This is a genomic window from Emticicia sp. 17c (genome assembly GCF_037153985.1).
Classification (GTDB): domain Bacteria; phylum Bacteroidota; class Bacteroidia; order Cytophagales; family Spirosomataceae; genus Emticicia.
This window is the reverse complement of record NZ_JBBAYI010000001.1, coordinates 410,828-428,367: the sequence shown is the minus strand read 5'-3', so window position 1 is coordinate 428,367 and position 17,540 is coordinate 410,828. Positions and strand designations below refer to the sequence as shown.

The window sequence follows — 17,540 nt, the reverse complement described above, 5'->3', positions numbered from 1 at the left end:
ATTGTTTCTGCCTTTTCGAGTCTAGCTTAAGTCTTTAGATAAATATTGGTGTAAATCGTTTATAAACGATTTACACCAATATTTATATTAGGCTTCTCTCAATTCCAGCTTTGCTACATTTTCAACATGGTGCGTATGCGGAAACATATCAACTGGCTGAACCTGTAAAATCTGGTATTTCTGGCTTAATATAGCCAAGTCTCTGGCTTGAGTGGCCGGATTACAACTCACATAAACAATTCTTTTAGGGGCTACTTCCAGAATGGTTTTGGTTACAGGTTCATCCATACCCGCACGCGGTGGGTCTGTTATAATAACATCTGGTTTCCCTTTCATGGCAATAAAATCTTGAGTCAGGAATTTCCTCATATCACCAGCAAAGAACTCCGTATTTGTTATGTTGTTTACCTGCGAGTTAATTTTTGCGTCTTCCACAGCATCTTCTACGTACTCAATACCAATTACCTTACTGGCTTGTTTGGCTACGAAATTCGCTATGGTACCTGTGCCTGTATATAAATCATATACAAACTCATTGCCAGTTAAATCGGCATAATCTCTTGTAATTTTATACAACTCGTATGCTTGTTCTGAATTGGTTTGATAGAAAGATTTTGGCCTGATTCGGAATACTAAATCCTCCATTTTTTCTTCTATGTAAGGTTTTCCGTAAAAGGTATTGACTTCTAAATCAAAAAAGGTATCATTTCTTTTTTGGTTCAATACATAGTTTAAAGAACTAATTTCCGGAAAATTATTTTTCAGGTGTGTCAATACAGCTTTAATTTCATCTGGTTTGTCTTGTGCAAACTGTACCATTACCATCAAATCTCCCGTAGAAGATGTTCTAATCATGATATTTCTTAAAAAGCCCTGATGTGCAATATGGTCATAATAAGAATACCCGTTCTGATTCGCGAAGTCTCTCAAAGCCAATCGAATCTGATTAGAAGGGTCTTTCTGTAAATAACATTTTTCAATAGGCAATACTTTCTCAAATCGTTTAGGCACATGGAAACCCAACGCATTTTTGTTGGTGTCTGTTATATCGTTTACTTCTTCTCGGGTAAACCATCGGCTATTCGAAAAAGTAAACTCTAGTTTATTTCTATAAAACTGTGTATGCTCAGAACCGAGTATCGGAGAAATAACCGGTAAGTCTAGTTTTCCGATTCTATGTAGTTGGTCGCTCACTTGCTGCCATTTTAATTGTAGCTGTTCTGAATAAGGAATGTGCTGCCATTTACAACCTCCGCAAACGCCAAAGTGTTGGCAAAACGGAGCTATTCTGTTAGGCGAAGGCTCTAGTAATTCGAGTACATTAGCTTCGGCATAATTTTTCTTTCTGTTATTTACCCAAAGTTTTACTTTATCACCCGGCGAAACATTGCTTCCTTCAATGAAAATTATCTGGCCGTTGTATCTTGCAAAACATTTACCTTCTGCTGCAAAATTTTCTACCTCTATGCTTTCTATTATGAATGTTTTGTTTTTGGTCATTGTATTTTATTGAATTTAAGCCTGTTTTTTTTTGCAAAAATATTTAACTTAGCTTTAACTTCAAAACCCAACCTTTTTTTCTCATTTTCCGTCATAGCAATAGCCATACCCTGAACTAGCTAAACACTCTGCCTTTTATGAAAAAATACCTTTACTTCATTCCTTTTTTATTTTTCTCTTATGAAGTGCTTGCAACACATATTGTTGGTGGTGAAATAGAACTTACCCCAATTAAAACGCCTACCGGAACAGCTACTCATGTATTAACGCTTAATTTATATTTTGATGCAATTAATGGAAGACCAGCTGCAGAGGATATTAGCATCACATTGTCTTTTATCAGAAAAAAGGATTTAGTGAAAGTAGGCGAAGCCATTTGTCAGCGTGTTTATCGGGAGAATATCAAGTATATTGACCCCGCCTGTGCCAAAGGCGATTTGCAAACCCTGCTTATAAAATATAGTGCAAATGTAAATCTTGCTGATGCAAATTTTAGCGACCCAGGCGGCTATGCTATTGTTTGGGAAAGATGTTGTAGGAACGCAACCATAACCAATATTAAAAATCCAAGCGAAGTAGGAATGGTATTTTATACGGAGTTCCCTTCGGTTAAAATTAAAAACTCAACGCCACACTTTAAGGAAGTTGTAGCTGATTACCTATGTATTAACCAGAATTTCGAAATGGATTTTAGTGCCTCTGATGATGACGCCGATAGCCTTGCTTATGAACTCATCACACCTTGGATTGGGTATTCTACTTCTCGTTTTCCAAGCCCTGAAAGTTTTGGTTCGAGCAAATATCCTGAGGCTAGTTGGGAAGAGGGTATATCATTACAAAATGTTATACCCGGAGAAGTTCCTCTCAGAATTGACCCACGAACAGGCGTGCTTTATGCCAAGCCTAGTAAGCTAGGCCTGTATGTTTTCTCGGTAATGGTAAACGAATACAGGCAAGGAGTGTTGATTGGAAGAGTAAAACGTGATTTTCAGTTAAAAGTAGTTGACTGTAAGATAAATTACCCACCACAAGTGATGATTCGAAGCCAAGACACAAAGGCTTTTTTTAAAGATGGAGAAACTATCCAATTAAAGAAAGGAGATAAACGATGCTTTGACCTTTTATATACCGACCCTGATATTAATCAAAAAGTAACAATTACAGCTAAAGGAGTTAATTTTGATACTAAAAAAATAAATATTCCTGCTGTAACCAATGTGCTTATTCAGAATAAAGATACCCTGAAAACTTCTTTTTGTCTGGATGACTGTATTATCATTAAAAATAATCAGGCTGCTGAATTTCTGATTGGAATTATTGACAATGGTTGCCCTGTTCCTCAGAATAAAAGTTTCAGAATGAAAATTTTATTTGAAGATATCGATAATAACAATCCGTTTATTACAACTTCTCTTGTTGAGACACCCTCGGTTATGTATGGTGATACGCTTGAGTTTGAGGTTTTTGGTAATGATATTGACCGCGATACCCTGTTGCTTTCGGGAACAGGTAGAAATTTTGCCTTAGGGAGTCTGGGGTTTACTTTTCCTAGTCAACGGGGAGTAGGTAGTGTAAGTTCTATTTTGAAATTTATTCCTAATTGTGAAGCTATTAAACAAAAACAGGTTTTCCTCGATTTTGTAGCCAAAGATTTTCGCTGTGGTGTAAGTAATCAATCGACCTATACAGTACCGGTACGCATCGAAGCCAAGCAAAACAATGCCCCAGTTATTAGTACAAGCCTGAGTAGCAATGTGTTAGAAATTACATTATTGCCAAATGAGCCTACGGAAGTAAAAATTAATATTGATGCGCTTGATATCGATAAAGAAATGCTCAATCTTACAGCCACACCTGTGGGTTTTGAGTTTAAGAATTTTTTTATGAAGTTTGATGATAAAGAAGGCATAGGTAAAGTAAACAGTATTTTTACGTGGAACCCGACTTGCTATTTGCTTGCAGGTAAAGACTCCAGAGAGTTTATTGTAAACTTTAAATCTGTCGATAAAAGCTGTGAACAGAAACAAGATACATTAGCTTTGAAGCTAGTTTTAAAAAATAATGTATCTTCTGAAAAGCTCTTGGAACCCTACAATACCTTTACGCCTAACGGTGATGGGATAAACGATTTCTTTAGCCTGACAATTCCTGAGGACAATTGTAACCGCCAGTTTATAAAATTTGAAATATATAACCGCTACGGAAAATCAATCTTTTTAAGCTCTGAGAGAGATTTTAAATGGTTTGGTGATAAAGAGCCCTCAGGTGAGTATTTATACGCCTTATACTTCACTGATAACACCTATAAGGGCATTATACATCTTGTTCGTTAATGAATCAGCAGAACATCGCTTTGTTTGAGGTAGCAAAATTTTCCATCCCATAGCACCTGATACCAGATGTCCTCTGAGTTTATTACGCTTAGCCTATGGCCTTCGCTGATACTGCCAATAATATGAGAGCCAGCCGATGGGTAATCTCTTAAGTAAACTTGTTCGTTTTTGATTATTACTGTACGGTAATTATTTGGCAGATTAATAAAAACAGCCAGAAATATCAGATAAATAATAAATATTACCTTATGGTGGGTTGGTGTAAACTGCTGATTATTTTTCTTGATAATAAATACCACAAAAACATATATACCGATTAGTAAAAAAACAATCCACACATAATTTGAGTACTGTCTGAAGTAATATAAAAAATAATTCAGGTCATTTTTTTCGTAGCCTTTGTATCCGTTCTCAGTTGCGATTGTATAAATTTTTTCAAATACTCTTTCGTCGGCATATCTGAAAGAATACAGATTCAGGTAATATAATTCCTTTACAAAGTCTCCTTTATTTTCATAAATATTGGCTAGCTTCAAATAAATTTTCGGATTAATTGTAGCCGACGAAGAAGCAATTTTTTCATAAATGCTTGCAGCCTCATCAAATTTTTTTTGTTTGAACAAAGAATCTGCCGATAAATATAATTTTCTTTGTGCCTGAGTATCAGGTGCTTGCGTGAAAATGATAAAAATTATAAAAATTTTTTTTAGAAATTTTAAAAGGGATGTTTGCTTCATAATGTCAAAAAGTGTAGTTTTGCACCGCAATTCAGGAAAAGGGGGACAAAACTTCCGGTGTTTGAGAAAGCAAAAGTAATGAAAAATTATGTTTCTTAATCTAAGCACTCCGTAATTGTTAAGTAAAAGATTCCGTAGCTCAGCTGGTAGAGCAATACACTTTTAATGTATGGGTCCTGGGTTCGAGTCCCAGCGGGATCACAAAAACGTAGCAAAACCTTTTATTATTCTTAGTGAGTAGATAAAAAATCTTTAGGAAAGATTCCGTAGCTCAGCTGGTAGAGCAATACACTTTTAATGTATGGGTCCTGGGTTCGAGTCCCAGCGGGATCACAAAAACGTAGCAAAACCTTTTATTATTCTTAGTGAGTAGATAAAAAATCTTTAGGAAAGATTCCGTAGCTCAGCTGGTAGAGCAATACACTTTTAATGTATGGGTCCTGGGTTCGAGTCCCAGCGGGATCACAAAACTAAAAACCAAAAAGCCTGCAAAATTTTGCAGGCTTTTGTATTATACAGCGGAGTGGTTTTGTATAAGTACGCATAAATGGGGCCGCTCATAAAATAACTAAATTAAGCAAAGCATAATTCAATAGCTGACATATTTCATAAGCCATATTTGCTGAAAAAATAGTCTATTATTTGGAATAATCTTTTCGCTTGCGTAGTTTTGCAAACATAAATGGCGATGTGGTGGAATTGGTAGACACGCTACTTTGAGGGGGTAGTGGGCGTTAGCCCATGCGAGTTCGAGTCTCGCCATCGTCACGTTTAAGAATTAAGTTTAAGTTGAACATTTGTTATTCGAAAAGCCTTTCCGTATTGAGAGAGGCTTTTTTCGTATTTGCTCATTTATTTTTTGCATTTTCACTTTTTTTTGAAAATAAAATATTATCTTTGCGATTGTTTTAATAAATTATCAATCTAAGTTAACATCAAATGTATTTAACTACGGAGAAAAAGGAAGAAATCTTTGCAGGTAAAGGCTTCCAGAAAAAAGCAACTGATACAGGTTCAGCAGAATCTCAGATTGCATTATTTACTTATCGTATCGCTCATCTTACAGAGCATCTTAAATCTCACAAACACGATTATTCTACCAGAGCAGGTTTATTGAAACTTGTAGGTAAACGTCGTCGTTTGCTTGATTATTTGTATAAGAAAGATATTGCCCGTTACAGAGCAATCATCGCTGACTTAGGCATTCGTAAGTAATTTTTATCAGGTTATCAGAAAATATTTGTGTTTTCTGATAACCTTTTGCTGCTAACTAACGTATTATACATAGATTCAGGGCTTTGCCAATTATTTTAGACAAAGTCATTGAGGTATCCCCGCCGAATTCGGATAGAAAATTACCACGTCAAAAGCGGAAACGTGGTTTAACACTTAAACTAAAAATGTTTAACATTCACTCCAAGACCATCGAAATGCCTGATGGCAAAGTGATTACCCTTGAAACAGGAAAATTAGCAAGACAAGCCGACGGTTCGGTTGTAGTAAGAGCAGGTAATGCTATGTTATTGGCCACCGTTGTTGCAGCTCATGAACACAAAGAGGGCACTGACTTCTTACCCCTTTCTGTTGACTATCAAGAAAAATTTGGTTCTGCCGGTAAAATCCCCGGAAGTTTTCAACGTAGAGAAGGCCGTTTATCAGACAACGAAATTCTAATAAGCCGTTTAATTGACCGCGCCTTAAGACCTATTTTCCCTGAGAATTACCATGCCGAAGTACAAGTTAATGTAATTTTGATTTCTGCTGACCCTCAGGTTCAACCGGATGCTTTAGCTGCACTTGCTGCGTCAAGTGCTTTAGCCGTTTCTGATATTCCCTTTAACGGGCCTATCTCAGAAGTACGTGTTGCAAAAATCGATGGTAAATATGTAATTAACCCTACATCTGCCGAGATTCAGAAAGCCAGCATGGACTTAATTGTGGCCGCTACCTATGATAACATCATTATGGTGGAAGGTGAAGCAGAACAATGTACTGAAGAAGAAATGATTGAGGCTTTGAAAGAAGCTCACGCTGCTATAAAAATTCAGGTGGCAGCTTTAAAAGAGCTTGAAGCCGAACTTGGTAAAACTCAAAAAAGAGAGTATAACCATGAAGTACATGACGAAGAACTAAGAGAACGTATGTACAAAGAGTTATATGACAAAGTTTACGCAGTTTGCCGTGAAGGAAATAACCAGAAAGAAGTAAGAAAAGAAAAATTCGGAGTTATTCTGGATGAATTCTTGGCTTCTATGTCTGAAGAAGAGCTAGCCGAGAAAAAAGGCTTGGCTAAAACTTATTACGGTGATATTCAGTATTATGCTTCGAGAAATCTGGTTCTAGATGAACGAACAAGACTAGACGGACGTAAACTTGATGAAATCAGACCTATCGAATGTGAAGTTGACTATTTGCCTTCTGCACATGGAGCCGCACTTTTCACGCGTGGCGAAACACAATCATTAACTACGGCTACTTTAGGTACTAAGCTTGATGAAATGATTGTGGATCAGGTAATGATGTCAGGATATAGCAAGTTTTTCTTACATTATAACTTCCCTGGTTTTTCAACAGGCGAGGTAAAACCTAACAGAGGCCCAGGAAGACGTGAAATTGGTCACGGAAACTTAGCCATGCGTTCATTGAAGAAAGTTCTTCCACCTGATACTGAAAACCCATACACAATTCGTGTGGTTTCTGATATTCTGGAATCGAACGGTTCTTCTTCAATGGCAACTGTTTGTGCAGGCTGCTTGGCGTTGATGGATGCCGGTGTACCTATCAAAGCTCCAATCTCAGGTATCGCTATGGGTTTAATTACCAATAATGAAACTGGTAAATGGGCTGTATTGTCTGATATTCTAGGTGATGAAGACCACTTGGGTGATATGGACTTCAAAGTGACTGGTACAGAAGATGGCATTACTGCTTGCCAGATGGATATTAAAATCGGAGGTTTATCCTTTGAAATTCTGGAACAAGCATTGCAACAGGCTAAACAAGGGCGTATTCATATTTTACAAAAAATGAAAGCAACGCTTGCACAGCCAAGACCAGACTTGAAACCGCATACTCCAAGAGCTTTCACTATTGTAATTGAGAAAGAATTTATAGGTGCAGTTATCGGACCTGGCGGAAAAGTAGTTCAGGAAATCCAAAGAGAATCAGGTGCTACCATTACAATTGAAGAAAAAGAAGGAAAAGGATATGTTTCCATTTTCTCTTCAAATGGTGAGAGCATGGAAAAAGCCAAGAAAAGAGTTTACGGTATTGTAGCTCAACCAGAAGTTGGACAGGTTTACGATGCCAAAGTAAAATCAATTCAACCATTTGGTGCTTTTGTTGAATTCCTACCGGGTAAAGAAGGGTTACTACATATTTCTGAGATTTCATGGGAACGTTTACCAAGCATGGATGGCGTTTTGGAAATTGGAGAAGAACTGCAAGTAAAACTTCTTGAAATTGACCCTAAAACTGGTAAGTTCAGACTTTCGAGAAAAGTGCTTTTGCCTAAACCACAAAAGCAATAAGCCTGATATTGGATGAACAGTTAAATCTTTGAAAGGTACCGAACCGTTAACAAAATTTAATTGTTCATCATTAAAAGAATAAAACAGAATTTTTACGTTAATAAAGAAATAGGTTTTCGGAGTTTTATTAACTACCTTTAAGCAAAGTTACTATTAAAGCTCTTCAACAAAACTGTTCACTGACTTAATATGCGCCAGCTAAAAATTAGTAAGCAAATTACCAATCGGGAGAGTCAGTCTCTTGATAAATATTTACAAGAAATTGGAAAGGTTGATTTGCTGACTCCTGATGAGGAAGTAATACTCGCTCAAAAAATCCGTGACGGAGACCAACTTTCGTTGGAACGCTTAACCAAAGCAAACTTACGTTTTGTGGTTTCTGTTGCAAAACAATACCAGAATCAGGGTTTATCATTAGGTGATTTAATTAATGAAGGAAACCTTGGTTTAATTAAAGCTGCCCAAAGATTTGACGAAACCCGCGGTTTTAAATTCATATCTTATGCTGTTTGGTGGATTCGCCAATCGATTTTGCAGGCTTTAGCCGAGCAATCACGTATTGTCCGTCTACCACTTAACCGTGTAGGTTCATTAAACAAAATTTCCAAAACTTTTTCAGACCTTGAGCAAAAGTTTGAAAGAGAGCCTTCACCTGAAGAATTAGCTGAGGTTTTGGAAATTACTGCTGCTGAAGTAATTGATACACTTAAAATTTCTGGCCGCCACGTATCTGTTGATGCACCTTTCGTACAAGGTGAAGAAAATAGTTTGCTTGACGTTTTAGAGAATGATAGTGAAGAAAAACCTGATCAAGGTTTAATTAATGACTCCCTTCGTAGAGAAGTAATGAGAGCATTATCAACACTTACGCAACGCGAAGCAGAAGTAATAACTTATTATTTCGGACTAAACGGAGAACAAGCCATGACCCTTGAAGAGATTGGCGAGAAATTTAACCTGACTCGTGAGCGTGTGCGTCAGATTAAAGAAAAAGCAATTCGCCGTTTGCGTCAGACCTCAAGAAGTAAAGCTCTTAAGGCTTATTTAGGATAAAATATATTACTGAATAAAATATATTAACAAAAGGTGCGATTTTCGTACCTTTTTTTGTAGAATAAAATGGCTATTTTACCTCCAATCCATAATATTGCTGAAATTTGTGCAAAGAAAAATGTAAAAACCGCAATCCTTTGCCCTGGTTCAAGAAGTGCTGCACTCACCATTTCAATGGTTCGCCATCCTGATATTCGTACGTATAGTATAAGCGATGAACGCTCGGCAGGTTTTATAGGTTTAGGTATTGCACAAGCTACTGGTGAATGTGTCTCTTTAGTATGTACCTCCGGTACTGCTGTTTATAACTTTGCACCTGCTGTGGCTGAAGCATATTTTCAGGAAATTCCGCTGTTAGTACTCACTGCAGACAGACCAGCGGAATGGATTCATCAATATGATGGGCAGACAATTTATCAGGATAATATTTTTGGTAAAAATATTAAAAAAAGTTTTAATCTTCCATCTGATTTTTCTCACCCTGATGCTGTATGGCAAATAGAGCGTATTATAAATGAAGCCATTAATCTATCACAAGCTCAGCCTAAAGGCCCTGTTCATGTGAATGTGCCGATAAGAGAACCATTTTACCCAACCGAGACAGAAGTTGTACAATTTAATCAGCATGTTAGAATTATTGAGAATGTAATTTTTGAAAAAAAGGTTTCACCCAATTTTTTTGAAAATTTCTATGAGGTATGGCATAATAGTAGCAAGAAACTCATTATTGTAGGCCAGCATAAAAGTAGTAAATTAAATGAATTGCTCAAGAGTATATCTGATGAGTTTTCAATTCCAGTTTTGAGTGACATTATTTCAAATGTTCATTTTGAGAATGTTATTACGGCTCATGATATTTTTCTTTCATCAAAAGACGAAAATTTATTGTCAGCACTTGCACCTGACCTAATTATTACCTGTGGAATGTCTGTTATTTCAAAAAACTTGAAGCAGTTTATCCGTAGGTACCAACCACGTTATCATTACCATATACAAGAAAATCCAGAATTAATTGACCCGTTCCAGACCTTAACTCATAAAATTGAAGTTTCGGATGAATATTTCTTTGAAACTTTATTGACCGATTTAGATATAATTCATTTTAAGGAAGGTGACTTTGAAGAAGATGATAATGCATATTTTAACCTTTGGCAGACCACTAATAATGAATATAAGGTTAAATTACGCCATTTTTTAAAAATTCAACCTTTTTGTGAGTTTAAAACAGTAGAAAATATACTTGACAAACTGCCTGAGAATTCGATATTTCACCTTGGAAACAGTATGCCCGTCAGATATTCAAATCTCATTGGATTCTCAGCGCATAAAAATATTGAAGTTTTTGCCAATAGAGGTACAAGTGGCATTGATGGCATCTTAAGTTCGGCTGTTGGCAATGCTTTAGCAACAAATAAAATTGTTACGTGCCTTATTGGAGATGTTTCCTTTTTTTATGATAGAAATGCTTTGTGGAACAGGTACTTACCTGCTAACCTTAGGATTATTCTGTTAAATAATCAAGGCGGTAATATTTTTAGAATTATCGATGGACCAAATAAACAACCAGAACTAAACGATTATTTTGTTACATCTCAGACTTATACTGCAAGAAATATTTGTCAGGATGCAGGGGTAGAATATTTTGAGATAAAGAATGAAGTTGATCTTGTGGAAGCACTAGCTGCCTTTTTTGAAGATAGTAGTACTCCCAAACTTTTAGAAATTATACTTGATGGAGAATTAAGTACTCAAGTTTTCAGAGATTATAAAAAACTATTTACAAATCTCAGTTAATTTTTTTGCAGACTTCTCTTCATTTAATTTTTGCCCGATTCTCCAATGTTCACAAGCCTTGATTGCATTTCCAGAATTATAATAGCTTAGTCCTAAATAATAGTTGAGGAGTTCAACTGTTGGGTCTAGCTGGTCTGCTTTAGTCAGGTTTTCAAGTGCTTTGGGAAAGTTTTTATTTAATAATTCGTATACACCCATATTTCTTAAAGCCCAGGCATTGTTAGGATTTTTTTCTAAAAGCTTTAAAATGATATCCTTACCATTTGCAAGCTCATTTGTGTTTAGTAAATAGTAAGCCTTATTGTTTTCGTATAAAGGGCTTTTCTTTAATGCAAGTGCTTGGTCAACAAGTTCAAGAGCTTTATTGTAATTATCTTCCTGTGCGTAAACCATACTCAGATTATTAAGGGCATAATCTTGTTTAGGGTTTAGGGTAATTGCTTTTTCAAAATACATTTTAGCTTCTTTAAAGTTTTGCTCCTGATATTTTACAACACCAAGATTCGTTAAAGCCTTATCATTATTTTTATCAAGAACTAATGCTTTCTGTAAAGCCTGCGTTGCTTCTGGAAATTTATTTTTTAAAATAAGAATATTACTAAGCGTTACAAAATAGAAAGATGAATCCTTGTAGTTTTTCTGAATCGTGTTAAGTAAGCTAAATGATTCATCTAGCCTATCGGTATTTGAAAGTATTTCGGCCAAGTTATATTTTGCCAGTATAAAATCTGAGTCTAGAGAAATAGCTTTTTCAAAATCAGCAATTGCACCGTCTGTATCTTCCAGAGCTAATCGAGCAGTACCTCTATTATTATAAGCATCTGCAAATTCAGGTGTTTTTTCTATCGCTTCTGTAAAATATTCAATTGCTTTATTGTAGTCTCCTTTTTTATATGCAACATTCCCTTGAATAAAAAAAAGTTCACTGTCTTTCTTATTCCTAGAACATGAGCTAGCACTTACAATAAAAGTTAAAAAAGTAAATATTTTAATTAAAGTATTAAAAGTATTATTATTTTTATACATACTTTATTTTTGTTATGTAGTTAACGATTTTTTTAAAATTATTTCCTCAATACACAAATCTTATGTAAAATTGTATCATAAATCATATACTTCATAGACAACAATGAAATTTATTAAAGAAATTCCGAATAATTTTTGTAAAGCCTCTCTTTATGCTTGGAATAATAAGTATATTATAAAGTTTGAAGCAGGGTTGTATGAACAAACATACAAAGTTAATGAATATGATATTTCAGGTGAAGATGAAATTGAAGAGATGCTTGGAGACGCCTTTATGGAGAAAGTAATAAAGCGTTTTAAAGAAATGGCAGAAGATTTTGAGTTAATTCTTGATTCAGTAGATTAATATGAAGGGCCAGTAAATATAATTTACTGGCCCTTCATTAATTGTACTTTTTTAATATAAGTAAAAATATTTATTTTATAAAAAGCCATTTTTTGTACAACTCTTCTTGTTCGGTAGTTGGGTTCTGAACTCTTTCAAGTTTTATCCTTACTGATGGGTTTGCAGTAAGCTTAACATCGTAAGAAAACTCACGACCAAATCTTTTAACTTTTACTTTAATAATATCACCAACTTGTTTTTCGGTGATATAGCTGCTACTAACAGGGTATTTCATCCCATCAATTTCCAGAATTTCGTCATTTACATTTAATCCACTATTATAAGCAGATGCACCTTTTAAAACAGATGTTATCTTGTTATTATAGATTGTAGCACCTAAAAACGGAGTTTTTGTGTCATACTCCTTTACTGTTTTAACGCCAACATAACTAAAGAAAGCATCATAGTCAATGGCTTCAGTATTCCAGATATATTTCTGAAAAAATGAATCCATGCTTTTTCCAGCAATTTTTTCACAAGCAGCCTGAAACTCCTCATCTTTATATCCCCGCCCTTGTTTTTTATAATACTCATTCCATAGAAGTTTAAAAACATCATCCAGATTCTTCTTTCCTTTTGTTTCACCAATAATAAACAGATTTAATAAGCCACCAATTACACCTCCTTTATTGTAATAAGAAATTGTACTATTCTGAGAGTTCTCATTCGGACGATAATACTTTATCCAGGCATCCCAGCTCGACTCTGCTACTGATTGTACTTTCTGTCCGGGCTGATTTTCTATCCCACTTATAGAAGCTGCAACTTTATTCTGATATTCTTCGGGGCTTAAAATACCTGCTCTGAGTAAAATATTTTCCTGATAAAATGATGTAAAACCCTCGGCAACCCACAGCATGTGAGTATAATTCTCGGTGTCATAATCGAAAGGTCCTAACGCAATAGGTCTGATTCTTTTTACATTCCAAAGATGAAAATATTCATGAGCTATAAGTCCAAAAAAGCCTTTTAAGCTACCATCTGTCATGTATGCACCCGGAGAAGTCTGGCAAGTTGTAGAGTTAAGATGCTCAAGCCCTCCACCAATACCGGGTAAATGATGTATGATAAACGTATAGTCTTTGCAGGGATGCTCACCTACAACACTTGCAGCCGCTTCTGTAACTTTTTTGTAGGCATCAATCACTTTATCTTCATTATATTCGAGCGGACCATTGCTATACATGGCCACCGAATGCGGAATATTCTGTATCTGGAAGTTTAAAACTTTATGGGTTCCAATCTCAATCGGGCTATCAACCAGAATATCATAATCAGTGGCTAGATAAGTATTTTCAGCATCAGTAACTTTTTTTAATCCAGTTGATATTGAAGTCCAACCTTTGTATGGATTAATACTTACTCTAGAAGGAAACTTTTTCAGTTGAGGCACATACATAAACATACTTGCCCCGTTCAGGTACCCGTGTGTGTCATCTAAAAAACTAGTTCTAACACTAAGCTCATAAGCATATACTTTGTATCTTATGGTTACATCATTAGCACCATTGGAATATACACGCCATGTATTTTTATTGATTTTATCAGCCTTTACTTTCTTTGCACCGGCTGTTGCTTCGAAGCCTTCAACGTTTTTGGCATATTCTCTGACAAGATAAGAGCCGGGTGTCCAAACTGGCATTTTAAAATCAATAAATTCCTTTTGAGTGAGTTCTTTGGTTTTGAGAATATTACTCACAGTCATTGAAACCTCGAAGTAGTGTGTCCACGGTTCACTCATCGACAGTCCATAGTTAATGCTGGTTGTTTGAGCCTTAAGGCTTACAAACGAAAATGATAAAAGTAGAAAATAGTAGATAAAGACTTTTTTTTTCATTTTGCCGTTGGTTAAATGATTTGCTGATGTATTGAAACAATTTTTTTTTGAGAAAAACGTTTTTTGCTTGAAATTACCTCATTTTTTCTTCTTTACCAAAAATGGCATTCTGTTTGATTTAAACTTTTATCTTTTAGATTGTTTATTTTTATAATCAATAGCTACCTTTGATTCAAAGTGGCTTAAGTGCTTTTATACTCAATATTACTAACCCCAAATATTGACCCCCTTTAAAAAAAATTCCCCTTGGGGTTGGGGATTTCAGACCCTATGAAAAAGACGATATTTATCTCCACCGTCTGTAGCTTACTAAATATGGGCTATGAGTCTTTGGCCCAGAACACAATTGCGTATACTGACCCTGAATCTTACTACCACAAGGGTATAGAGTTATTTCAGAAAAAAGTTTATGCTCCTTCGCGCGAAGAATTTCGGCACTACATTCAACTCAACCAGAAGTCGTTAAATTCTAATGAATTTAACCTCACGAATGCTGAGTATTATTCAGCTTTGGCAGGTTTGTATTCAAAAGCTTATGATGCGGATATTGAGATAGAGCGGTTTGTAGTTAATCATTCAGACCATCCTAAAGCAAAAGTCATTTATGGAGATTTAGGTAAATACTTTTATGATGAAGGAGATTACAAAAGAGCCATTCAGTATCTCGAGAAAGCTGTCAATATGAACTCAGCTTCATTACAGGCACTAGAGTTTAAATATATGCTAGCAATTGCATATTATCAGACCAATGATTTTGCAAAGGCTTTGCCTCTTTTTAATGAAGTGAAAAGCGTAGCGTCTGATTTCTCGATTCATGCCTACTATTATGCGGGTGTAATCAATTACAAGAATGAAAACTATGATGCGGCATTGCTAGATCTAAAAAAGGTTGAAAATGTTAACCCATATAAAGTTGAAATCCCTAACTGGATTGCGAATATCTTATATGTTCAGAAAAAATATGCCGAATTGTTGGCTTATACTGAGCCAATTATTGAAAAACCTAATGGCCGAAAAATAGATGATATGTGTCTGGTAACGGCAGAAGTATGTTTCTTTCGGGATGATTTTGCTAAAGCAGCAAAATATTACGATAAATTCCGAACCTTTAAAAGAGGAACAGTTTCAAATCAGGTTACTTTCAGGCACGCATATAGTTTATATAAAACCGGCAATTATGAAAAAGCGATTGAAAATTTTAAAAAAATTGCTGGTCAGAACAACGAACTAGGCCAACAGGCTGCTTATTATTTAGGTATATCTTCCTTGAAAGCCAATGATTTAAATGCGGCATTAGCTGCATTTGAAAATGCAAAAAATTACAGCTTTGATAAAATTATTCAGGAAGAAGCACAGTTTAATTATGCTAAAGTAGCAATTGATATGGGTAACAGCCAGCAAGGAATTACTGAACTGCAAAATTATCTGAAAGCCTACCCGGGGGGTAAATACGAAGATGAAGCCAGCGAAGTCATGAGCGATGTAATGTTTGAAGCCAATAATTATGCTCAGGCAATCAGCTATATAGAAGGGCTAAAAAAACGTACGCCAACCATTAATGCAGCCTATCAGAAATTGTCTTATAATCAAGGTGTTTTAGATTTTAATGCCGAGCGTTATACACGCGCAATACAGTATTTCGATAAGTCTTTGACGCAGCCTATTGATAATGACCTGAAACAGAATGCCATTTTTTGGAAGGCTGAAGCAGCGTATGCTACCAAAATGCCCGAAGCGGCCCAATATTACAGAGATATTATTAATAGCAACAGTAGCGAAACACTCAAGCAAAAAAGTAAATATGCTTTGGGGTATTTGAATTATAATAACAAAGACTACAAACAGGCATCAAATTATTTTAAGGAGTTCATTAAAGCTAAAAAAGATGAAGCTAACCGCCAGAACTATGAAGATGCAATTGTAAGGATAGGAGACTGTAATTTGGCGTTAAAGAACTATGATGAAGCCTTGAAGTATTATGACCTTGCAATTAAAGATAATCGCACTGAGAAAGATTATGCCATGTATCAGAAAGGGCTTACGTTAACTTTTCTAGGTAAAAATCAGGAGGCTCTACAAGTCTTCGATAGATTATCAGCACAGTATCCAACATCAAGGCTTGTTGATGATGCTTGGTTCCAGAACGCTTCTCTTGAACTCGACAAAGGTAATTATCAGAATGCCGTAAATCTTCTAAGCAAGATGGTTAGGGAGCGTCCTAAAAGCGGTTTAATACCGCAAGCATTATTGAAAAGAGCATTGGCTTATAGTAACCTGAAAAACTACGAAGCTGCGCTAAATGATTACAAAGTAATTGTAATACGATATGGAAAAACAGATATTGCTGAGGATGCCTTACTTGGTTTGCAAGAAACCCTGAATACACTTGGCCGACCTGAGGAGTTTTCTTCAATAGTTGAGGAGTACAAAAAAAGCAATCCTGAAAATGGGTCAGTTGAAACGCTTGAATACGAAACTGCAAAGAATTTATACCTAAACGAAAAGTATGATAAAGCAGTAACTGCACTTCAAAAGTTTATTAGTAATTATCCGAAAAGCTCTAATATGTTTGAAGCTAAATATTACCTTGCTGACTCTTATTATATCCTGAATGATAAAGCTAATGCCTTGAAATATTATAATCAGGTTATTAGTGATAACAGAACCAACTTTGTCACAAAGTCGGCATTACGGGCAGCAAGCATTGAAGCAGCTACAAGGAATTACAAAAATGCCATTACACATTACCGCACAGTTGTTGTTTCATCAGCGAACAAACGTGACATTGTTACAGCATGGCAAGGGCTGGTTGATTCTTATTATTTTGTTGGTAATCAGGATTCTGTCATCGTTTATGCGCGTGAGATACTTAATAATGGCGGAAACATCGTAATGGGTGCAGCCAACAAAGCGCAATTATATATTGGAAAAGCGTATCTGGCTAAAAACGAATATGCCAGAGCAGAAGAGGAGTTCAAGAAAACAATAGAGTTAGCTAAAGATAATAATGGTGCTGAAGCCAAGTATTTTATTGGTGAGATGCTATATCGCCAGAAAAAATACAAAGAGTCAATAAAAGTAATGCAAGAATTAGCACAGGAGTTTTCAGAGTTCCTGTATTGGTACGAGAAAGGATTCATCCTGATAGCGGATAACTATGTTGGAATGAATGATTACTTCATGGCCCGTGCAACATTGAAATCAATTATTGATAACTCAGAAACACCTGAAACAGTTGATTTAGCTAAGAAAAAAATGAAAGAAATTGAGAACAAGGAGTAAGATAACTCTTTAGGCTCTTCAATTATCTAGTTATTTTTTTAAAAACTTTTTAAAATATTTCTC

General features: G+C 35.6%; 11 protein-coding genes and 4 tRNA genes. 11 read left to right on the top strand and 4 right to left on the bottom strand.

Going from position 1 to position 17,540, the window contains the following annotated elements; all coding sequences use genetic code 11:
- Positions 1-87: 87 nt before the first annotated feature.
- Entirely contained in the window at positions 88-1,500 is a 1,413-nt protein-coding gene (gene rlmD, locus WAA15_RS01835) for a 23S rRNA (uracil(1939)-C(5))-methyltransferase RlmD (RefSeq protein ID WP_337040665.1), read from the bottom strand.
- Between the two features lie 137 nt (positions 1,501-1,637).
- Here rlmD and WAA15_RS01830 point away from each other — a divergent pair, with 137 nt between their 5' ends.
- On the top strand, positions 1,638-3,833 hold the full coding sequence (locus WAA15_RS01830; RefSeq protein WP_337040664.1) for a gliding motility-associated C-terminal domain-containing protein: 2,196 nt from the start codon (positions 1,638-1,640) through the stop codon (positions 3,831-3,833).
- Here the strand turns inward: WAA15_RS01830 and WAA15_RS01825 are convergent.
- The gene (locus tag WAA15_RS01825) at positions 3,830-4,456 is read right to left on the bottom strand and encodes an SH3 domain-containing protein (protein ID WP_337040663.1); all 627 of its coding nucleotides are present in this window, start codon (positions 4,454-4,456) and stop codon (positions 3,830-3,832) included. The genes WAA15_RS01830 and WAA15_RS01825 overlap by 4 nt on opposite strands.
- 242 nt (positions 4,457-4,698) lie before the next feature.
- Between WAA15_RS01825 and WAA15_RS01820 the strand changes: the two genes are divergently transcribed.
- The 8 genes from WAA15_RS01820 to menD all read left to right on the top strand — a co-directional run bounded on the left by WAA15_RS01820 (position 4,699) and on the right by menD (position 10,947).
- Positions 4,699-4,771 (top strand) — tRNA-Lys (locus WAA15_RS01820).
- A gap of 59 nt (positions 4,772-4,830) precedes the next feature.
- A tRNA-Lys gene (locus WAA15_RS01815) sits at positions 4,831-4,903 on the top strand.
- Between the two features lie 59 nt (positions 4,904-4,962).
- Positions 4,963-5,035 (top strand) — tRNA-Lys (locus WAA15_RS01810).
- A 219-nt stretch (positions 5,036-5,254) separates the two neighbouring features.
- A tRNA-Leu gene (locus WAA15_RS01805) sits at positions 5,255-5,338 on the top strand.
- Positions 5,339-5,509: 171 nt separating this feature from the next.
- Positions 5,510-5,785: a 30S ribosomal protein S15 gene (gene rpsO, locus WAA15_RS01800; protein WP_337040662.1), complete on the top strand. Its 276-nt coding sequence runs from the start codon at positions 5,510-5,512 to the stop codon at positions 5,783-5,785.
- 185 nt (positions 5,786-5,970) lie between these two features.
- Positions 5,971-8,100 (top strand): polyribonucleotide nucleotidyltransferase, encoded by a 2,130-nt coding sequence (gene pnp / locus WAA15_RS01795; RefSeq protein WP_337040661.1) that lies wholly within the window; start codon positions 5,971-5,973, stop codon positions 8,098-8,100.
- A gap of 189 nt (positions 8,101-8,289) precedes the next feature.
- Positions 8,290-9,153: a sigma-70 family RNA polymerase sigma factor gene (locus WAA15_RS01790; RefSeq protein ID WP_101725972.1), complete on the top strand. Its 864-nt coding sequence runs from the start codon at positions 8,290-8,292 to the stop codon at positions 9,151-9,153.
- A gap of 66 nt (positions 9,154-9,219) precedes the next feature.
- Positions 9,220-10,947 carry a 2-succinyl-5-enolpyruvyl-6-hydroxy-3-cyclohexene-1-carboxylic-acid synthase gene (gene menD / locus WAA15_RS01785; RefSeq protein ID WP_337040658.1) on the top strand — a complete coding sequence of 576 codons (1,728 nt, stop codon included), beginning with the start codon at positions 9,220-9,222 and terminating at the stop codon, positions 10,945-10,947.
- Here menD and WAA15_RS01780 read toward each other — a convergent pair.
- Positions 10,927-11,973, bottom strand: coding sequence for a tetratricopeptide repeat protein (locus WAA15_RS01780; RefSeq protein ID WP_337040657.1), 1,047 nt, complete (start codon positions 11,971-11,973; stop codon positions 10,927-10,929). The two genes, menD and WAA15_RS01780, sit on opposite strands and share 21 nt — an antisense overlap.
- Before the next feature lie 103 nt (positions 11,974-12,076).
- On the opposite strand from WAA15_RS01780, the gene WAA15_RS01775 reads away from it, so the two are divergent.
- Entirely contained in the window at positions 12,077-12,319 is a 243-nt protein-coding gene (locus WAA15_RS01775; protein ID WP_337040656.1) for a hypothetical protein, read from the top strand.
- Positions 12,320-12,389: 70 nt separating this feature from the next.
- On the opposite strand, the gene WAA15_RS01770 is transcribed toward WAA15_RS01775, so the two are convergent.
- Positions 12,390-14,195, bottom strand: coding sequence for a M61 family metallopeptidase (locus tag WAA15_RS01770; protein WP_337040655.1), 1,806 nt, complete (start codon positions 14,193-14,195; stop codon positions 12,390-12,392).
- A 270-nt stretch (positions 14,196-14,465) separates the two neighbouring features.
- Between WAA15_RS01770 and WAA15_RS01765 the strand changes: the two genes are divergently transcribed.
- A complete protein-coding gene (locus WAA15_RS01765; protein WP_337040654.1) occupies positions 14,466-17,477 on the top strand; it encodes a tetratricopeptide repeat protein in 3,012 nt (1,003 codons plus the stop codon).
- Positions 17,478-17,540 lie beyond the last annotated feature (63 nt).

Excerpts from the sequence above, each read along its gene's own strand:
- rlmD (WP_337040665.1), bottom strand. The coding sequence starts at position 1,500 with ATGACCAAAAACAAAACATTCATAATAGAAAGCATAGAGGTAGAAAAT.
- WAA15_RS01830 (WP_337040664.1), top strand. The coding sequence starts at position 1,638 with ATGAAAAAATACCTTTACTTCATTCCTTTTTTATTTTTCTCTTATGAA.
- rpsO (WP_337040662.1), top strand. The coding sequence starts at position 5,510 with ATGTATTTAACTACGGAGAAAAAGGAAGAAATCTTTGCAGGTAAAGGC.
- pnp (WP_337040661.1), top strand. The coding sequence starts at position 5,971 with ATGTTTAACATTCACTCCAAGACCATCGAAATGCCTGATGGCAAAGTG.
- WAA15_RS01790 (WP_101725972.1), top strand. The coding sequence starts at position 8,290 with ATGCGCCAGCTAAAAATTAGTAAGCAAATTACCAATCGGGAGAGTCAG.
- menD (WP_337040658.1), top strand. The coding sequence starts at position 9,220 with ATGGCTATTTTACCTCCAATCCATAATATTGCTGAAATTTGTGCAAAG.
- WAA15_RS01780 (WP_337040657.1), bottom strand. The coding sequence starts at position 11,973 with ATGTATAAAAATAATAATACTTTTAATACTTTAATTAAAATATTTACT.
- WAA15_RS01775 (WP_337040656.1), top strand. The coding sequence starts at position 12,077 with ATGAAATTTATTAAAGAAATTCCGAATAATTTTTGTAAAGCCTCTCTT.
- WAA15_RS01770 (WP_337040655.1), bottom strand. The coding sequence starts at position 14,195 with ATGAAAAAAAAAGTCTTTATCTACTATTTTCTACTTTTATCATTTTCG.
- WAA15_RS01765 (WP_337040654.1), top strand. The coding sequence starts at position 14,466 with ATGAAAAAGACGATATTTATCTCCACCGTCTGTAGCTTACTAAATATG.